Origin of the sequence: Psychrobacter sp. YP14 (assembly GCF_003209315.1) — a bacterium.
Classification (GTDB): Bacteria; Pseudomonadota; Gammaproteobacteria; order Pseudomonadales; family Moraxellaceae; genus Psychrobacter; species Psychrobacter raelei.
This window is the reverse complement of record NZ_CP029789.1, coordinates 2,535,738-2,552,413: the sequence shown is the minus strand read 5'-3', so window position 1 is coordinate 2,552,413 and position 16,676 is coordinate 2,535,738. Positions and strand designations below refer to the sequence as shown.

Here is a 16,676-nt window from a genome sequence, read left to right as displayed (position 1 = left end):
GTCAAGACGTGCTGAGCTAAATTGGCTTAACCTCTAACAAAATCCTGCTATCTGCGTTAAAATCATACCCATTAACGTCTTTGTATCTGCCTTTATTTTATAAATTTCTCATCAACAATAAGACACTTTTATTATGAGCAATCAAAATCTTACTGCCTCTATTCAATCGGCCCTAAAACAACTTGAAAACGCCTATAATCCCGGTGAAGTTGAACAGGGTATGTATCAGCGCTGGGAAGAAAGTGGTTATTTTCAGCCCAAATATAACAGCGATGAGTCGTTTTCTATTGCCCTGCCACCACCTAACGTGACTGGCAGCTTGCACATGGGTCATGGTTTTAACAACGCCATTATGGACTCGCTCACCCGTTATCATCGTATGCTGGGCGACAATACATTGTGGCAGCCGGGCACAGACCATGCCGGTATTGCCACACAGATGGTGGTAGAGCGCCGTTTAAATGCAGAAGGTATTAAGCGTACTGATTTAACTCGTGAAGATTTTATCAATAAGGTTTGGGAGTGGAAAGAAGAGTCGGGCGGTAACATTACCCGTCAGATTCGCCGTTTGGGCTCATCCGTGGATTGGTCGCGTGAACGCTTTACCATGGACGAGGGCTTATCAAACGCGGTAAAAGAAGTATTCGTACGCTTGCATGATGAAGGTCTAATTTACCGCGGTAAGCGTCTGGTGAACTGGGATCCTAAGTTTCAAACCGCACTGTCAGACTTAGAAGTAGAAAACCATGACGAAAAAGGCTCACTGTGGCATTTTCGCTACTATTTCACTGACAAATCTATCAAAACCCAAGACGGCAAAGATTATGTTGTGGTAGCAACCACCCGTCCTGAGACCTTGCTTGGTGATACCGCAGTAGCCGTGAACCCAAAAGATGAGCGCTATACCCACTTGGTCGGCCAGACCATTACCTTGCCGATTACCGGCCGCGTAGTGCCTATCGTGGCTGATGACTATGTTGAAAGCGACTTTGGTACCGGTGTGGTAAAAATTACCCCAGCGCATGATTTTAATGACTATGAGCTTGGCCGTCGTCATAATACACCGCTTATCAATATCTTTGATGCACACGCCCATATACTGCCCGAGATGGAGATTTATCCAGATCTGCAGACCCGTGAGCCTAAGCTTGAAAAAACCCCTGAAGCTTATGCCGGTGTTGAGCGCTTTGACGCCCGTAAGCAGTTGGTTGAGCAGGCTCAGGCTGAGGGCTGGCTGGATCAAATCGAGGACTATCAGCTTAAAGCGCCTCGCGGTGATCGCAGTGGGGTTATCGTTGAGCCTTGGCTAACCGATCAGTGGTATGTGGCAGTAGAGCAATTGGCGAAGCCGTCGATTGAAGCGGTGGAAGATGGCCGTATTGAATTTGTGCCTGCACAGTACAAAAACATGTACATGGCATGGATGAACAACATTGAGGACTGGTGTATCAGCCGTCAATTGTGGTGGGGTCATCGCATCCCAGCCTGGTATGACAACGACGACAACATTTATGTGGCACGTGATGAGGCCGAAGTACGCAGCAAATACAATCTTGATGACAGCATTGAGCTGCGCCAAGATGAAGACGTGCTAGACACGTGGTTCAGCTCAGGTCTATGGACCTTTAGCACCCTAGGTTGGGGCGATGAATCACAAGACCAAAAAGCGCTACAGACTTTTCACCCGACCAGCGTATTGGTAACCGGCTTTGATATTATCTTCTTCTGGGTGGCGCGTATGATTATGCTCACCATGCACTTTATGAAGAATGAAGATGGCACGCCGCAAGTACCATTTAAGACGGTCTACGTGCACGGTTTGGTGCGTGATGGTCAGGGCCAGAAGATGTCAAAATCTAAAGGTAATGTGCTTGACCCCATCGATCTGATTGATGGTATTGATCTGGAATCTTTGGTAGCAAAACGCACCAGCAACATGATGAACCCTAAAGATGCGGCCAAGATTGAAAAACAAACCCGCAAAGAGTTTCCAGAGGGTATTCCAGCCTTTGGTACTGATGCGCTGCGATTTACCTTTACCTCGCTTGCCAGCACCGGCCGTGACATTAACTTTGATTTAAAACGTGTCGAAGGGTATCGCAACTTCTGTAACAAAATCTGGAACGCCAGCCGCTTTGTACTGATGAACTGTGTTGACAAACAGGGCAATGCGCTGGCCATCGATAAGGCGCCCAATACCCAAGTGTGGGAACTACCTGAGCAGTGGATTATCAGCCGTCTAAATTCGACCATTGCCAATATCAAGCAGCACTTTGAGCAGTATCGCTTAGATATGGTCAGCCATGATATTTATGAATTTATCTGGAATGAGTACTGTGACTGGTATGTGGAGCTTGCTAAAGCCAGCTTAAATGATGACACGGTATCGAGTGAGCGTAAGGCGCAGATTCGTTATGTGCTGCTACATGTATTAGAGACGGCGATGCGCTTTGCTCACCCTGTCATGCCGTATTTGACAGAACAGATTTGGCAGACCATTGCACCGCTATTAGAGCGCAGAGATACTGACAGCATTATGATTGCCCAGTTCCCTGAGGTCAATGAGTCGCAAATTAACGCTCAAGTTGAAGCCGATATGACCTGGTTACAAGAGCTTATCGCTGGCGTACGCAATATCCGTGGTGAGATGAAGCTGGGTAACGCAGTACGTCTGCCGGTACTGCTTGAGAACATCACAGCGGAGCAAACTGAGCGCCTACATCGTATTGAAAACCAGTTTAAAGCGCTGGCCAAAGTTGAGAGCCTAACCATCCTAAATGACGGTGATGAAGTGCCATTATCCTCCTCTAGTATGGTCGGCAAGCTGCGGGTGATGGTACCTATGAAAGGTCTTATTGACCCAACAGCTGAGCTAGGCCGTCTGTCAAAAGCACAAGAAAAACTGCAAAAGCAGGCGGATGGCATCGCACGTAAGTTGGGTAATGAAGGCTTTGTTAGTAAAGCCCCTGCTGAAGTGGTTGCTGCAGAAAAAGCCAAGCTTGAGGAACTTGAAGGTCAGTTAAAAGTGATGAGCGAACAGATGGCTCAGCTTAAAGCACTATAATCTCTAAAGTCATTGGACAGCTAGCTTTACTGTTTTTATTTTGTATTTACCTTATTATGGCGGCTTCAATTTTATATTGGGGCCGCCATTTTTTTAGTTAAGTTTACGACTAAACAGGGTATTTATACCCAATCAACAGTTATCGATTAAACATAAAAAACCTACAATGACACCTAAGTTGGTAAACGATTGGCACAGCAAAGTAAGCTACCATAGTAAATTGCTAACATAGTAAATTGCTAATAGTTACTGTTTACCTACCTTCTCCTTATCAAGGATTGAATCAGAGGAACGATTATGAGTCATCGTATGAAGATTTCAGCTGCTACCATCATCAGTAGCGCCTTATTTTTATCAAGCTGTGCCAGCACTGGTATGGCGCCCAATTCAACTAGCAATGCCTACCAGTTGCCTCAAGGCATATCTGAGGGCTATTGGGCCATGACCTCAGCGATAAATGGCGAGGCATCAGTCGTCAGCTTCAACAATGGCATGAGCCAGAATTACCGCTTTAAGTGCTATGCTGACGGTACTTATCAGCAAATAGGCATGGAGCAATATAAGCTGGTACCGACTGCTAACGCCGTTGGACTACAGTATCAAAATCAGCCTGTTTTTTCTTATATCAAGGCCACTAAGTTTGCGCCAAAACAATCGCTTATGTTAAATCAAACCTTTAATGAGCCTGAGCTACAGCGTGCTTACCCAAATGGCCAAAATTACTCTTATGTTTATAAGAGCCGTTTAGAGCCTGTTTGCTCACTATAAATTAAGGAGCGGCTATGCTAACTTTAATTAACAAGACCACACGGGCATTGGCCATTATACTAACCAGCTCGATATTTTTGAGTGCGTGCACAGTCACTGGATTGGTGGGCGGCACTACCGGACATTAAATACAGATTAATGGTGACTTTACAAGCAATTGATAACAGGCTGCTGATGAAAATCAGTGGCCTTTTTTGTAGACGCAGTATTTCATCAAAAACCGAGTATTTGGCTTAACCATGAGTGCCGAATTAAGATAAAATAGCCGATTTCTGTCGAAATTCGAAATTATCTATCCTTAACAGCCATAATAAAGTCACCGTTTGGGTGGCTTTATTTTTTTGATTGCACATGCGAGAGGTACCCAGTGTTTAATAAAAGAAACCTAGTAATGATGTTTTGCCAAATGGGTTTTGGCTTCTCGTTTTATGGGGTAATGATTGTCCTTACTCCGTTTTTCTTAGAAAAATTACAGTACAGTGAAGCTGATACCTTGATGGTTATTGGTGCCTTTGGTGCTGTGGGCACTTTGTTTTCTATTGCTGGCGGCGTTATTGGTGATAAGTTTTTGGGGGCGTACCGCTCCTTGGTGGTGGGCTATGTCGCCTTTACCTTGGGCTATGTGCTGCTTATGATTAGTGCCGTAGGGGTCAATGTGCCGCTAAGTTTAATGGGGATTGCTTTGGCCAGCTATGGCCGCGGGCTGATGTCACCCAATTATCCGACCTTATTTCAGACCACTTTTGCCTCACAAGCTGACTTTGAAAAAGTATATCCAATTAACTATTCGGTGAATAATTTAGGGGCTTTTTTGGGTCAGTATGTGTTTCCGTTTTTGACATTGATTATTGGCTATAAAGGTAACTTTATGCTTTCAGCCATTATGGCGGGGCTGGGTGTGTTATCCCTATTATTGATACGCAAACCCTTGGTCACCCATGCCGATGAGATTGATAAAACACCGGTTTCTGTACAAAGCTGGCTAAAGTTTTTTGGGCTTAGTGCATTAATGATTGCCGTTGTATTTTATATGTTTAGTGACATGGATATAGGGCAATACATTGTTTATGCCATCAGTGCTGCAGCGATAGGTTATTTTGTGGTATTGATGCTCAAAGCTGCCCGATCAACGGCGCTGCGTATGGGAACTATCTTGATCATGGTGCTATTGAGTATCGCCTTTTTTGTGTACTACGGGCAGATGATGACCTCAATGAATATCGTGGCGATTAACACCATGCGTGGTGATTTATTTGGCATAATTCCAATTCAGCCAGAAGGCTCGTTGGTTATGAACCCCCTATGGTGTGCAGTGGCAGGTCCTGTGATTGCTTTTATTACCAATCGTTTAGAGAAGCGTGATATCTTCTTAAGCACACCGGTCAAAGTGGGTGTGGCCTTTATTCTAACAACCATAGCTTTTGCTATCTTAACCGTCTCTTTATTGCACATTGGCCCTGATACCATTTTAAGACCAGAGATATTTTTACTGGTACATTTCTTCCAAGCCTTTGCTGAGGTGGTGGTAGGCAGTCTGGTGGTGGCATATATTTTATCAGTTGCGCCCAAGGCCATTGCCAGCTTTTCAGTGAGCCTATTTATGGTGGCTATGGCAGTGAGCGGCATTATTGGAGCGGTGTTTTCAACCTCAATTGCTTTGGATAAAGGGACTAAACTGACCCAAGCAATAGCGGTAGAGAGTTACGGTGGGTTCTTTATGACGCTTACAATCTTTGCGGTTGTGCTCACTGTGGTGGCTTTTTTATCGGCGATACTGATCAAAAAGATGCTTAAAGCGGCCGATGACTGGGATCAGCAGCAGTCACAACATGGCCAACATTAGCCTATTTACCTAACTTACTTCTAAGACGTCAAAACTATGATAATAAAACTATGATAATAAAGCTGTTACTGTTATTACTTCTGCCAGCTTTATGGTTATTGTGGCGGCGTCATAAGTTGCTAGATAGGGCAGCCATTTATGCCAGTCTTGTTATGCTAGGTTATCTTTTGGCGCTGCTATTGACTCTGACTTTGCATTTCGAGCCCATAAAACATTGGCCTTGGTTTGGTTATTTAATCATGGTATTGCTGCTGTTACCCTTTAGCAGTTATCTGTTAATTATCTACACGACCTTGAGCCTAAAGATGCCCAATCCTGTTTTTAAGCGAGCAGGGGCATTGGGACTGGGCATCTCAGCGCTACTGCTACTGTGCGTAAAAGGCCTACTTAGCTGGGGCTAAAGCGCTGATATCAGTAGTTTTTGCCATACGCTTGGTGTTGCTATACAATTGGCCATTTTTTAGTGCATATACGATGTGCCGGATTCAATCAGGTGGCCCCTTCATGGACAAAGATCACGCAGTCAACCCCTCTTCCTCAGCCAGCAATCCCTTATTCTTAGGGTTTATGCTGTTGTCCTTCTTCTTTGGTGCCGGTAATTTAATTTTTCCGCCTATGTTGGGGATGAATGCTGGGCTTAACTTTACGCCTGCAGTCATCGGTTTTATCGTTACTGCCATTGCACTACCAATGCTCAGCCTCATTGCCATTGCCAAGTCTAGTGGAGAGTTGTTGGGTTTGGGGCGCCGAGTGCATCCGGTATTTGCTTATGTTTTTGCCATCTTAATTTATCTGTCTATTGGTGCGATGTACGGTATTCCGCGCGCTGCTAACGTGGGTTATGAGATGGGCTTTCGCCACTTTATAAACTTGCCCGAGGGCATAAGTCTGATTACTTATGTGGTGGTGTTTTTTAGCGTGTGTTATTTATGCGCCCTTAAATCAGGTCGCTTGGTGGATATCATTGGTAAGGTATTGACTCCGGTACTGCTCGGGGTGATTGCACTGCTTTGCGGTCTGGCTTTTATGCATCTGACGCCAAGCGTGCATGCGCCCTCAGAGCAATTTAACAGCAATCCTCTGTCAGCGGGCATTATCGAGGGCTATTTTACGTTGGATGCGCTGGCAGGCCTGGCCTTTGGTACGGTATTGGCCAATGCCATTATGGGCTCGACTAAGGCGGCGGGTCAGGCACCTTTGGCGCCCCAGCAGTTGGTTAAAGTAATGATTCAGTCCTCATTGGTGGCGGGTCTATTTTTGGGTCTGATTTACTTTGGCCTGGCTTGGATTGGCCGTGGTATGTATCGTCCTGAGGGCTATGAAAATGGAGCGGTGCTGCTATCGAGTGCTGCCACGCAACTGATGGGCAATGCTGGGAACGTGGCCTTTGGTATGATTGTTATTTTGGCCTGTTTAACCACCTGTATTGGCTTAATTAATGCCTGTTCAAGCTTTGCCAATCAAGTCTATCCTAAGATTGGTTATGGCGTTTATGTGCTCATCTTCACTGTGCTGGGTGCTTTGTTCTCAAATCTGGGACTAGACAGCATCTTGGCCATAGCGGTGCCCATTATGGTATTTTTATATCCCATTAGTATCGCCTTAGTTCTGTTGTCTTTGATACATCCTATGATTGCTAAGCATCCTTTGACCTATGTGTTCGGTGTAGGAACAGCTACCTTGTTCGCCTTTAATGACATGCTGAGCAATTTGGTGAGCAGTCCACTGCCTTGGCACAGCTTAATTGAGAAGCTGCCTATGGCTGAGCTGGGCTTAGGCTGGATAGTACCGACCATTTTAATGGCACTGCTGGGTTTTGTTATCAAACGATCTGATCAGGCAATATAGCCCAAAGTAGTGTATTAACAGCGGGCTTAGCGTTGAGGTATTCTGACAAAATTTGACATTTCGCCTATTGTTTGCGCCCGCTGTGTGCTGCTAGCATACTTCCTTTATAATATATCTATAAATAAAATGATAAAGGAATAATGATGCAAGTATTAAACATGGAAACCGTTAAGCAGCAGCTGACTATGTCCATGGCAATTGAGGCCATTGAACAGCTACTCATCCGTCAGACTGAGCACCCAAATTGGGTCAAGACGCCCGAGCGCTTGGTCATTCCCACCAATAAAGATTCAGACACGCATCAGCAAGGCTCGCACTTGTCCATGCCCTCTGTCGTATTCGATGGCGAGCAGGAGTATGCTGTGGTCAAATTGGTCACTATTTGCCCAGACAATCCGCAGCGCCAGAAGCCAACTACTGTGGCTACCATTACTGTATCAGATACTGCGACAGGGGATACCTTGGCATTTATGGATGGCATCTATGTCACTCAAGTTCGTACGGCGGCTTTGTCTGGGGTTGCCACTAAGTACTTGGCCAATCCTGAGAGCCAAACTGTGGCTGTCATTGGCACCGGCGGCATGGCCTATGAGCAGCTTAATGCGGTGTTAACCGTATGTCCTAACATTCGCCAAGTGAACTTATGGAACCGCAGTGGTGATAAAGCCCAGCAGTTTAAAGCACAGTTTATTGCTGATTACCCGCAGTGGGCCCAGCAAGGTATCAGCGTTAAGGTATGTGAGTCTATTGAAGCGGCTGTGGCAGAGGCGGATGTGATTAATTTGGCCACACGGGCCACCCAAGGGCTGTTTGAAATCGAGCAGATTAAACCCAATGCCCATATTAATGCGGTCGGTGCTTATCAGCCGCATATGAAAGAGGTGAGTGATTCGGTAATTGCCGCTTGTGACTATGTGGTAATCGATGATCTAGAGGGCGGTAAGCATGAAGCGGGTGACCTAATTCAGGCCGATGACAATGCTGACTGCGATTGGGGCTGGGATGAGCTAAGTGGCCAGCTAATGGACTTGGTCAATGGTAAATTACAGCTAAGCGATGAGCAGGCGAAGAGCAAGCTCAGCTTATTTAAATCTGTGGGGGCTGCAAGTTTTGATGCAGCTGTGGCACTCAAGATTGCCCAATTGGCGAAGCGTGATGGGCTTGGACAGGCTGTAGCGCTATAAGTTTATATGACCGAACAAACTAAGTATCGACATACCGGACGCATAAACCCCTCGAAGTATGCCCACATGCGCTGGCTATATCTCATCTTGGGGTTTGTATTTTTTGCACTCGGCGTGATAGGGGCGGTGTTGCCCGTTATGCCCACGGCTCCTTTTATTTTACTCGCAGCAGGGTGCTGGGCTCGCGGATCTAAGCGTTTTTATTTGTGGCTTATTAATCACAAACACATGGGTAAGTACATTCGAGACTGGGAGGAGCGCCGAGCTGTGCCACGCCGAGCAAAATGGCTGGCGTGTATTATGATGGGCTTCTCAAGCAGCATGCTGCTGTTGACAGTACCTGAGGCCAAAGCTTGGGTGGCATGGACGGTGGCCTTGGTTTGCTTTTGTGTCGGCGTCTATCTATGGCGGTTGCCTGACGCCTGATAGACTGCTATGTCTATGTCTATCTATCTATGCACAATGGGCTATAGGCTGTTACTACAGACCATTTATCCGCTCATTGTCCACCCAAGCGGCTTGATGGGACGGTGCAGCTCTTCGGCTCAAGCACAGTCAAGCTTTATTTTACCGGCTTTTCTAGTCTGACTACCAACACATCACAAGAGACATTGGGCAAAATAGCATCTACCGTCGCGCCGTTAATCCAAGCGGAGATACCATGGCGCTCATGGCGACCGATAATGACTAAATCCACGTCGTTTTTATGACAATAGTTAATAATACCCTCGCTATTTGAAATAGCGGTGGTGACTTCCTGACTCTTGCAGTCTAGACCGTTTCGCTTGAGAAACTCAATCAAATCACCTCTTGCGTTTTTGCAGCGCTCATCATCTATCTCATCATAAAGACTGGCAGCAGGGACCATTTCATATCCAAAGCCTACCATCGTATCTTTAATAATATGTAGTACTGACAGCTGTGCATCTTGTTGACGTGAGTGAATGTATTTGGCTTTTTGGGCAACAACGTCGGCATCAGAGCGTAAGTCAGTAACGAGCAAAATATGTTTATAGCTCATGGCAACACCTATATCAAACAGAGTGAAAGATACATTAACGGGCATGCTTAGCTGCGCAGTTAATGGCAATGATAGTGGCATATTGTTAGAGGCTGATTGCATGATATATGCCTTACTGTTTAATACTATCATAAGCTTATTTTAATAGATATGCAGCCTCATTTTTGGGTAAACATAACTAATTTTGTGACATGAATAGCGCCGCATACTCACCTCTGACAGCGATTAACGGCATATTTTTTAGTAAATTTTTCTGTTTTTTTAAGTTATTTTAAAATAAAGCTTGCTAAAGGGGAGTTGTCACCCTATACTAGGCTCCTGCTTGAGAGAAGCCCACAACAAATCATTACCTCGTAGTATTAGCATTAATCCTCCGTTTTAAGATTTACCGTAGTTGCTCAGAGCGTTACCGACCAAATTGGTCATTATGTTTTAAAATTAGGATTATATATATGTCAGATACTATCAAAGGTACAGTAAAGTGGTTTAACGAAGCTAAAGGTTTTGGCTTTATCGCTCCAGAAACTGGTCCAGACGTTTTCGCTCATTACAGCGAAATCGCAAGCTCAGGCTTCAAAACCTTAGCTGAAGGCCAAGAAGTTGAGTTCACTGTAACTCAAGGTGCTAAAGGCCCACAAGCTCACGGTATCACAGCTATCTAATTAGCGATGATGATTTAAAGTGGTGATCATTAAACACTCATTACTTTAGATGAATCAAAAAAAACGAGCCTTTGGCTCGTTTTTTTGTGTCCGTTATTTAATCGCTACTTTAAGTAAAAAAAATTTGTGCCTAAAATGCCCGCTAAATCGCATTAATACACAAACTGAGGGCTCAGACTGTTATTATATGCACTATAATTATCAGTCTGTTATTCACAGCGGTAATCTTCTTTGAATTTATAGCGTCTTGATAAAGTGCCTGTATGTCTATTAACCTAAAAACCGTCATAAATCCAAAAGCCATCTTGCTTAGAGGTGTGCTTTTTTTATTGGCATTGGTTATATTCGTACTTGCCATAAAAACCCTATACACCATCACCCACAGCATTAGCCTCTCCGAGATTTTTTTAGCCATTGAACAAATCCCCAATTTAGATATCTTTTGGGCATTATTGGTGGTTGCCTTTGGCTATTTGGTGCTTACTCTATATGACACCATCGCCTTTAAACACATGAATATCGCTCTACCGTTTAAAAAGGTGGCGTTTACCTCGTTTACGGCTTATGCGATCGGTCACACCATAGGGCTGGCCATTTTGTCCGCCTCTGGTGTCCGTTTTAGGATGTATGGGGTCAATAAGATACGCCCTGAAAATATCGCCAATGTGGTGTGGTTGGTATCCATGGCTTTTACCTTTGGTATTACTACCTTGGTATCTTTGTCCTTGGCATTTAACCCAGAAGCCACGGTCACTATGATGAATCAGCTCGACTTGCAGTTGGCAGAAGTCTCTATTGATATCCCTGAGTTTTTGCGCAATGCGTCGGTGATTCGTAGTTTGGGCTTGGGCCTACTTGCCATGGTAGCTGGTCTAATAGCTTGGTCGGGCAGACAAGGCCGCCATATTCAGGTAAAAGGTTGGCGCTTTGATTTACCGCCTGCGACGATGATGATTAAGCAGATTATCATCTCTATTGTGGACTTAGCCAGTGTGGCTTTTGTGCTGTATTTATTATTGCCGCATGATGCTGGTGTTGGCTATTTCACCGTGTTTTCAGCTTTTATCCAATCGATGATTTTGGCAATCTTAAGTCATGTGCCTGGTGGACTTGGTGTTTTTGAATTAACTATGATGGCCTCCTTGCCCACAGTCGATAAGACCTATTTACTGGCCGTATTGCTGGTGTTTAGACTGCTGTATTACCTTCTGCCATTTTTCTTAGCAGTGCTGTTCTTTATTGGCCATGAAGTTTGGCTACGCTGGTTACGCCAAGATTAAGGTGTCTAAAATGAGTGGTTAAAAAAGGCGGAGATAATTGCTATCTCCGCTTTTTTTTGGTGATAAGTTATCTGCCCTTAGCAGATGGCCGCATTACTCTTGTAGGGTGCTTGTGGTGTGGTTACCTTCGCCCGCTGTTTGTTTGACTGGAATGGCGGGACTAAACTGCTCTGAGGTGGGCGTAACCCCTTTGGCAGCATGGTCTTCTTTTAACGAGGCGGCAACTTCAGGAGGCATATAGTTCTCATCGTGCTTGGCCAATACTTCGCTGGCAACGAACACCTTGCCTTGCATCTCTCCTGTGGCAACAACGCCGGAGTTTTCTGCAAATAAATCCGGTAAGATGCCCTGATAGCTGACAGGCACGGTGGCATTAAAGTCAGTGATCTCAAACTGTACTTTCAAGTCATCGTTAGGGTCACGACGCACACTGTCTTTCACCACCATACCGCCTGCACGAATGCGTTTATTCTGAGGTGCGTCCCCAGCAGCAATAGCAGTCGGGTCAAAGTAATAGTCAGTCTGCTGCCCAATGGCGTAGATGACCAATAGCACGGCAATAATAGCGCCTGCTAAAGTAGCCGCGACCCATATCAGTTTTTTACGACGTACAGCATTCATAAGATTGCCTTTTATTTAATACGCTCAAATCATTGAGTGTTGTTGCAAAAGTTGGGTTCTGTTTTTGAGCCATTATAAAAACATGCGCCAAAAAACAGGCCTAATTTAGTCAGATAGAGTATTGCTTACGGGCGGCGCTGAGCTTGCTTGCGCTGCTGTTGACGGGTATGCTGGATTTTTAGATCTTTGACCAGTTGGCGACGTTGGTGCACACTATATAAGACAAAGCCCAGTACCACAATTAAGGTAAGACCCCAAGTGCTCCAGACATACATACCATGCTTACCCATGGCCAAAAACTCTTGAAAGCTATAAAAATACGGCTGCATAAGTCGCTCCTTTATTTGGCGTCACGCACATATTCTTTGACCCAAGCCTTATTTTGATCGCGGCGTAGGATAAGGGTGTTGGTGCGATAAATGGCTAAGGCGGCCACCAACAGGTAGCTACCAATAATCATCAATAGTAAAGGCGCCAACATATCTAATGACATCTTTGGTGCTTCAGTGAGGGTAATGGTAGAGCCTTGGTGTAGGGTGTTCCACCAGTTTACTGAGTACTTGATAATGGGTAGGTTAACTGCACCCACAATCGATAAAATAGCAGCAGCTTTACCGCGGTTTGGTGAATGCTCAAAGGCGGCAAATAGCGCCATCACACCTGCGTATAAAAACGCTAAAATCAGCATCGAGGTCAGGCGAGCATCCCATACCCAAAAAGTACCCCAGGTCGGCTTGGCCCAAATTGATCCTGTTATTAAACTTAAAACACACAGCATAAATCCGATGGGGGCGATTGCTTGAGCCACTAGGTTGGCGGTCTTAATACGCCACACCAAAAATATCACGCCCAGTACCGCAAGCGCAAAATAAATAGATAAGGCGATACCGGCAGCAGGCACATGGATAAAAATAATGCGATAGCTGTTGCCTTGTAGATAATCAGGTGGCGCAAAGGCCAGCCCCCAAACACTGCCGACTACCAACATAATAGTGGCCAATGCCGCCAGCCACTTTACCCAAGGCGTGAAGATACGAAAGAATTCACGGGTACCAACAGTGGCCAAAAAGCCCTGCCATAGGCGTGAAAAAAAGCCCGGGTTTTGAGGTGATAAATTAGCGTTTGGCATAATAAAACGACCTTGTAAGCCACAGTGTGAGCAAGGAAGTGTGGGCAAACAGTCCCACACACGAGTCAGTGAGGCGCTCGGTAAGTTAAGCCATGGATTCCTGATATAAAGGGGCTCGCCTGCCGTAGTGCCTACTACAATGAATACTTTATCTAATGTTTAACTATTATAGCAAATATTGGCCTCAGTTAAGCCATGCCATCTTCAGAGTCATAGCAATCACCCAAGGTGTAATGAGGATCGATAAGATACTACCGGCTGCCAATAAGGCCAATATGGGCAGACCATTGAGGCCTGTCGCGTACAAGTCAACCGCTCCTGTGGCAAATATCAGCACCGGCAACTGCATCGGCAAGGCAATTAAAGGCACCAAAACTGCGCCATTTTTTAAAGATAAGGTCAGGCTGCTGGCGATGGCCGATAGCATAAGCAGCATAGGGCTACCCACGACAATAGAGGCCAAAAGTGCGCCCGCTTCTCCCCAAGATAATCCAAATAACAGTATCGCCAGTAGACTTAAAAGTGCCACAAAGCCGCTGCTAAATATCCAGTGAATGCTAAGACGAATAAGCACCCAAAGCGGTAACGAGGTCTTAGAGACAATCAGCTGTGCTAAGGTACCATTGTCCATTGCCGGCTTAAACAAATCATCTACGCCCATCACCAACGACAGCAGAGCCGCTATCCATACAGCCGGCACGCCTAGTCGGTGCAGTAATTGTGGCTCGCTGCCGACTGCCAGTGGAAATAAGGTGATAATCACCAAAAACAACACCAAAGGATACAGCCATTGAACGGCACCTTGCTGCTTGACCTGCCATTCACGGCGCCATAGTCGAGCAGTGCTGATACCGACAGAAGTTGCTTGGTTTGGGTTTAATGGGTTGTGGCTCATAGTGTTCCCTGATTATTAGGGTCATAGTGATCGTCATCATAAGCATATGACGCAAAATTGTCATCACTGTCTAAATCATCACTGCCTGAATAAGAGGGCAGGTAACCAGATAAATCCAGCTGCTTATTGGCGACCTCTACCGGCTGGTGACTGGTCATTAATACCGCACCGCCTGCGTTCACAAAACTGTTTAATTGCTGCTGCAACCGTGCCACCATGGCCACATCCAATGCCGTAAACGGCTCATCTAATAACCACAAAGGCGTGTGCTGTGGCGTCATCAGGTACAAACGCGCTAAGGTAACACGGCGGGTTTGACCCGCTGAGAGCTGATTGCTACCCATGTTCTCAAACCCTGACAGTCCGACCCAGTCCAGTGCTGCTTCAATTTGAGCATTGCTTGGCTCAATACCATATAGGTTCAATAAAAAACTAAGGTTTTGCTTAACGGTGAGGCTTGGATGGATACCCAATTGATGCGAAACATAGACAGGTGCTATCGGTAAGCTGTTTTGGCCTTGATACAGCACCTTGCCTTCAAGCAGCGGTAATAGTCCGGCCAATTGCATCAATAGCGTGGTTTTGCCGGTACCGTTGGCGCCAATAAGATGGCAAATATCGCCAGTATACAGCTGCAGCATCACCCCTTCACACAGTGGAAAGTCGCCACGCTGTACGGTAAGGTCTTGTAAGACCAGCACCGGCGTAGAGGGGCTATCAGAGGCATTTATGTGAGCTGAATGTGTCGAGGTTGTGGGGTGCATGGTGGCCTGATGTATAAAAAGGTGGACAGACAACTAAGCTTACGCATTAGTGTGAGTTTAGGGTATCCCTTGTGATTTATGCCGCGTAATGGACCTTATACTGCATTTGATACTGCATTTGCCGCCATACTTTTGACGACACAAGCGGTCCAAGTTACAAATAAACTCGCCTCCATGTGCGTTTTTAGCGCAGTGTGAGGTGATTGTGCTTTAATATAGGGATATTAACTGTAAAGCTGTTGGCATTTATGTCCGTGTTTGTGGCGCTCAGGCTATTGCAATCGGAGCGCCTAGCCGTCATATAGCTTTAATAGGCCATCGCCTGATACAGATTATAGTGCATAGTATATCAAACCTCGACCCACAACTAACGTATTGTCCCTATTATGAGCTCACAAAAAAAGCCATCTTTTTGGCAACGATTAAAATATTTAATAACGGCAAAGTCCGATATCATAAAAAGTGAGGCCGAGACGTTGACCACAGCGCACCGTTTCTCTGAGTCTTCGGCCACGCCGCCATTGAGTCAGACACGTGAGCCAACACAGATGTCTAATGCTGAGCATCAGGAGCTTACGTCAGCTTTTGAGCTCGACCAGCAAGCCTCACCTGAGCGGCTAACAGCAGATGTGATGCAAGCACAGCCACCTAAACGCGAGCGATACGATTATCAAAAAAGTCGCACACAGCAGCCTGGCACCAGTGATGCGCATAAGATGACCCCCAGTGGCTACGAAAGCACCAGTTATTTTTCTGATGAGGACAGTATCGATGCCGCAGCAGTGGATGAAGCGCCTGCCAAATTTATCAGCTTATCTAATCTAGATAATGCCGATAACATGAAAATGCGCACCGCTTCTTTTCAGTATTCGCAAAACCCCATTACCGATAGTATTTTGGATTTTTTGGAAGCCAGCGATTTAAACTACTATTATCATGATCCGGTCGAAAGCAGTGAGGTTAACGACTCAAGTGAAGAGACGGCAGATACTCCCTCCGGCAACCAGACCCAAAAATACCAAGGCAGCATTACTAAACGAAACGTGCACCATATTTCTATGGCAATGCGCTACTATAATGACACCACGGGTGACTATGATGTTGATGCTGATCAGAGCAGTGAGGGGCAAAGACGACCTGGCACAGGCAGCACACCTGATGCCAATGAAGTAGAGTGGGGCTGTGTGATACGAGTCCATGAGCACACCCAACTGGTGGCCATGTACGGTGTGTTGCCATTTAGCTTACCTGAAACCCACTTAGAAGCAGGCCTGGCACTGGCCACTCAGCTGAACTACGATATGATGCTCGGCTGCGTAGAGATTGATATTCGAGATGGCGAGATCCGCTTTAAAAACTCGTTAGATTTAGAGCCGATTATCAATGCCAGCGGTGGTATCGTACCACCTACAGTCATCAGTTACTTGCTCAAAGGGGTGATGGCAATGACGGCTTCTTTTTCTCCCTTATTTAGTGACTTATTGGCCAGTAATCCTGAAGACTTTGAGTTATCCACCATATTACAAGAGCTGCACAAGGCGCAGATGGATAAAACCTTCTTTTTGCCTACCCGAGTTACGCAGTAGCTTAGATATTA

The 16,676-nt window shown here is 45.7% G+C and carries 16 protein-coding genes; 10 read left to right on the top strand and 6 right to left on the bottom strand.

The window, feature by feature from the left end:
- Positions 1-133: 133 nt before the first annotated feature.
- From DLE54_RS10450 to DLE54_RS10420, 7 genes are all read left to right on the top strand, one after another.
- Positions 134-3,064 (top strand): valine--tRNA ligase, encoded by a 2,931-nt coding sequence (locus tag DLE54_RS10450; protein WP_110817101.1) that lies wholly within the window; start codon positions 134-136, stop codon positions 3,062-3,064.
- 297 nt (positions 3,065-3,361) lie between these two features.
- Complete coding sequence (locus tag DLE54_RS10445) at positions 3,362-3,832, top strand: hypothetical protein (protein WP_011961389.1); 471 nt, start codon at positions 3,362-3,364, stop codon at positions 3,830-3,832.
- 391 nt (positions 3,833-4,223) lie between these two features.
- Positions 4,224-5,675, top strand: a complete 1,452-nt coding sequence (locus tag DLE54_RS10440) for a peptide MFS transporter (protein WP_110817100.1) — start codon at positions 4,224-4,226, stop codon at positions 5,673-5,675.
- Between the two features lie 50 nt (positions 5,676-5,725).
- On the top strand, positions 5,726-6,076 hold the full coding sequence (locus DLE54_RS10435; RefSeq protein WP_110817099.1) for a hypothetical protein: 351 nt from the start codon (positions 5,726-5,728) through the stop codon (positions 6,074-6,076).
- A gap of 103 nt (positions 6,077-6,179) precedes the next feature.
- On the top strand, positions 6,180-7,523 hold the full coding sequence (gene brnQ / locus DLE54_RS10430; protein WP_110817098.1) for a branched-chain amino acid transport system II carrier protein: 1,344 nt from the start codon (positions 6,180-6,182) through the stop codon (positions 7,521-7,523).
- Between the two features lie 143 nt (positions 7,524-7,666).
- Positions 7,667-8,707: an ornithine cyclodeaminase family protein gene (locus DLE54_RS10425; protein WP_110817097.1), complete on the top strand. Its 1,041-nt coding sequence runs from the start codon at positions 7,667-7,669 to the stop codon at positions 8,705-8,707.
- Between the two features lie 6 nt (positions 8,708-8,713).
- Positions 8,714-9,133, top strand: a complete 420-nt coding sequence (locus tag DLE54_RS10420; protein ID WP_011961384.1) for a YbaN family protein — start codon at positions 8,714-8,716, stop codon at positions 9,131-9,133.
- 136 nt (positions 9,134-9,269) lie between these two features.
- On the opposite strand, the gene DLE54_RS10415 is transcribed toward DLE54_RS10420, so the two are convergent.
- Positions 9,270-9,728, bottom strand: a complete 459-nt coding sequence (locus DLE54_RS10415) for a universal stress protein (protein WP_011961383.1) — start codon at positions 9,726-9,728, stop codon at positions 9,270-9,272.
- A gap of 452 nt (positions 9,729-10,180) precedes the next feature.
- Between DLE54_RS10415 and DLE54_RS10410 the strand changes: the two genes are divergently transcribed.
- A complete protein-coding gene (locus tag DLE54_RS10410) occupies positions 10,181-10,390 on the top strand; it encodes a cold-shock protein (protein WP_011959622.1) in 210 nt (69 codons plus the stop codon).
- Positions 10,391-10,653: 263 nt separating this feature from the next.
- On the top strand, positions 10,654-11,670 hold the full coding sequence (locus DLE54_RS10405) for a UPF0104 family protein (RefSeq protein WP_011961382.1): 1,017 nt from the start codon (positions 10,654-10,656) through the stop codon (positions 11,668-11,670).
- A gap of 93 nt (positions 11,671-11,763) precedes the next feature.
- Here the strand turns inward: DLE54_RS10405 and ccmE are convergent, their stop codons facing one another.
- The 5 genes from ccmE to ccmA form a co-directional block, all read right to left on the bottom strand.
- On the bottom strand, positions 11,764-12,291 hold the full coding sequence (ccmE, locus tag DLE54_RS10400; RefSeq protein ID WP_011961381.1) for a cytochrome c maturation protein CcmE: 528 nt from the start codon (positions 12,289-12,291) through the stop codon (positions 11,764-11,766).
- Positions 12,292-12,416: 125 nt separating this feature from the next.
- Entirely contained in the window at positions 12,417-12,620 is a 204-nt protein-coding gene (gene ccmD, locus DLE54_RS10395) for a heme exporter protein CcmD (RefSeq protein ID WP_110817096.1), read from the bottom strand.
- Between the two features lie 11 nt (positions 12,621-12,631).
- Positions 12,632-13,420 (bottom strand): heme ABC transporter permease, encoded by a 789-nt coding sequence (locus DLE54_RS10390; RefSeq protein WP_011961379.1) that lies wholly within the window; start codon positions 13,418-13,420, stop codon positions 12,632-12,634.
- 184 nt (positions 13,421-13,604) lie between these two features.
- Positions 13,605-14,315, bottom strand: coding sequence for a heme exporter protein CcmB (locus DLE54_RS10385; RefSeq protein ID WP_110817095.1), 711 nt, complete (start codon positions 14,313-14,315; stop codon positions 13,605-13,607).
- Positions 14,312-15,079, bottom strand: coding sequence for a heme ABC exporter ATP-binding protein CcmA (gene ccmA, locus DLE54_RS10380; protein WP_011961377.1), 768 nt, complete (start codon positions 15,077-15,079; stop codon positions 14,312-14,314). Before ccmA ends, DLE54_RS10385 begins: the two co-directional genes overlap by 4 nt.
- A gap of 386 nt (positions 15,080-15,465) precedes the next feature.
- Here ccmA and DLE54_RS10375 point away from each other — a divergent pair, with 386 nt between their 5' ends.
- Positions 15,466-16,665, top strand: a complete 1,200-nt coding sequence (locus tag DLE54_RS10375; protein WP_110817094.1) for a hypothetical protein — start codon at positions 15,466-15,468, stop codon at positions 16,663-16,665.
- The last annotated feature ends 11 nt before the right edge of the window (positions 16,666-16,676 follow it).

Excerpts from the sequence above, each read along its gene's own strand:
- DLE54_RS10450 (WP_110817101.1), top strand. The coding sequence starts at position 134 with ATGAGCAATCAAAATCTTACTGCCTCTATTCAATCGGCCCTAAAACAA.
- DLE54_RS10405 (WP_011961382.1), top strand. The coding sequence starts at position 10,654 with ATGTCTATTAACCTAAAAACCGTCATAAATCCAAAAGCCATCTTGCTT.
- DLE54_RS10375 (WP_110817094.1), top strand. The coding sequence starts at position 15,466 with ATGAGCTCACAAAAAAAGCCATCTTTTTGGCAACGATTAAAATATTTA.
- DLE54_RS10385 (WP_110817095.1), bottom strand. The coding sequence starts at position 14,315 with ATGAGCCACAACCCATTAAACCCAAACCAAGCAACTTCTGTCGGTATC.
- DLE54_RS10410 (WP_011959622.1), top strand. The coding sequence starts at position 10,181 with ATGTCAGATACTATCAAAGGTACAGTAAAGTGGTTTAACGAAGCTAAA.
- DLE54_RS10420 (WP_011961384.1), top strand. The coding sequence starts at position 8,714 with ATGACCGAACAAACTAAGTATCGACATACCGGACGCATAAACCCCTCG.
- DLE54_RS10425 (WP_110817097.1), top strand. The coding sequence starts at position 7,667 with ATGCAAGTATTAAACATGGAAACCGTTAAGCAGCAGCTGACTATGTCC.
- DLE54_RS10435 (WP_110817099.1), top strand. The coding sequence starts at position 5,726 with ATGATAATAAAGCTGTTACTGTTATTACTTCTGCCAGCTTTATGGTTA.
- DLE54_RS10445 (WP_011961389.1), top strand. The coding sequence starts at position 3,362 with ATGAGTCATCGTATGAAGATTTCAGCTGCTACCATCATCAGTAGCGCC.
- DLE54_RS10440 (WP_110817100.1), top strand. The coding sequence starts at position 4,224 with ATGATGTTTTGCCAAATGGGTTTTGGCTTCTCGTTTTATGGGGTAATG.
- ccmE (WP_011961381.1), bottom strand. The coding sequence starts at position 12,291 with ATGAATGCTGTACGTCGTAAAAAACTGATATGGGTCGCGGCTACTTTA.
- DLE54_RS10415 (WP_011961383.1), bottom strand. The coding sequence starts at position 9,728 with ATGAGCTATAAACATATTTTGCTCGTTACTGACTTACGCTCTGATGCC.
- DLE54_RS10390 (WP_011961379.1), bottom strand. The coding sequence starts at position 13,420 with ATGCCAAACGCTAATTTATCACCTCAAAACCCGGGCTTTTTTTCACGC.
- ccmD (WP_110817096.1), bottom strand. The coding sequence starts at position 12,620 with ATGCAGCCGTATTTTTATAGCTTTCAAGAGTTTTTGGCCATGGGTAAG.
- brnQ (WP_110817098.1), top strand. The coding sequence starts at position 6,180 with ATGGACAAAGATCACGCAGTCAACCCCTCTTCCTCAGCCAGCAATCCC.
- ccmA (WP_011961377.1), bottom strand. The coding sequence starts at position 15,079 with ATGCACCCCACAACCTCGACACATTCAGCTCACATAAATGCCTCTGAT.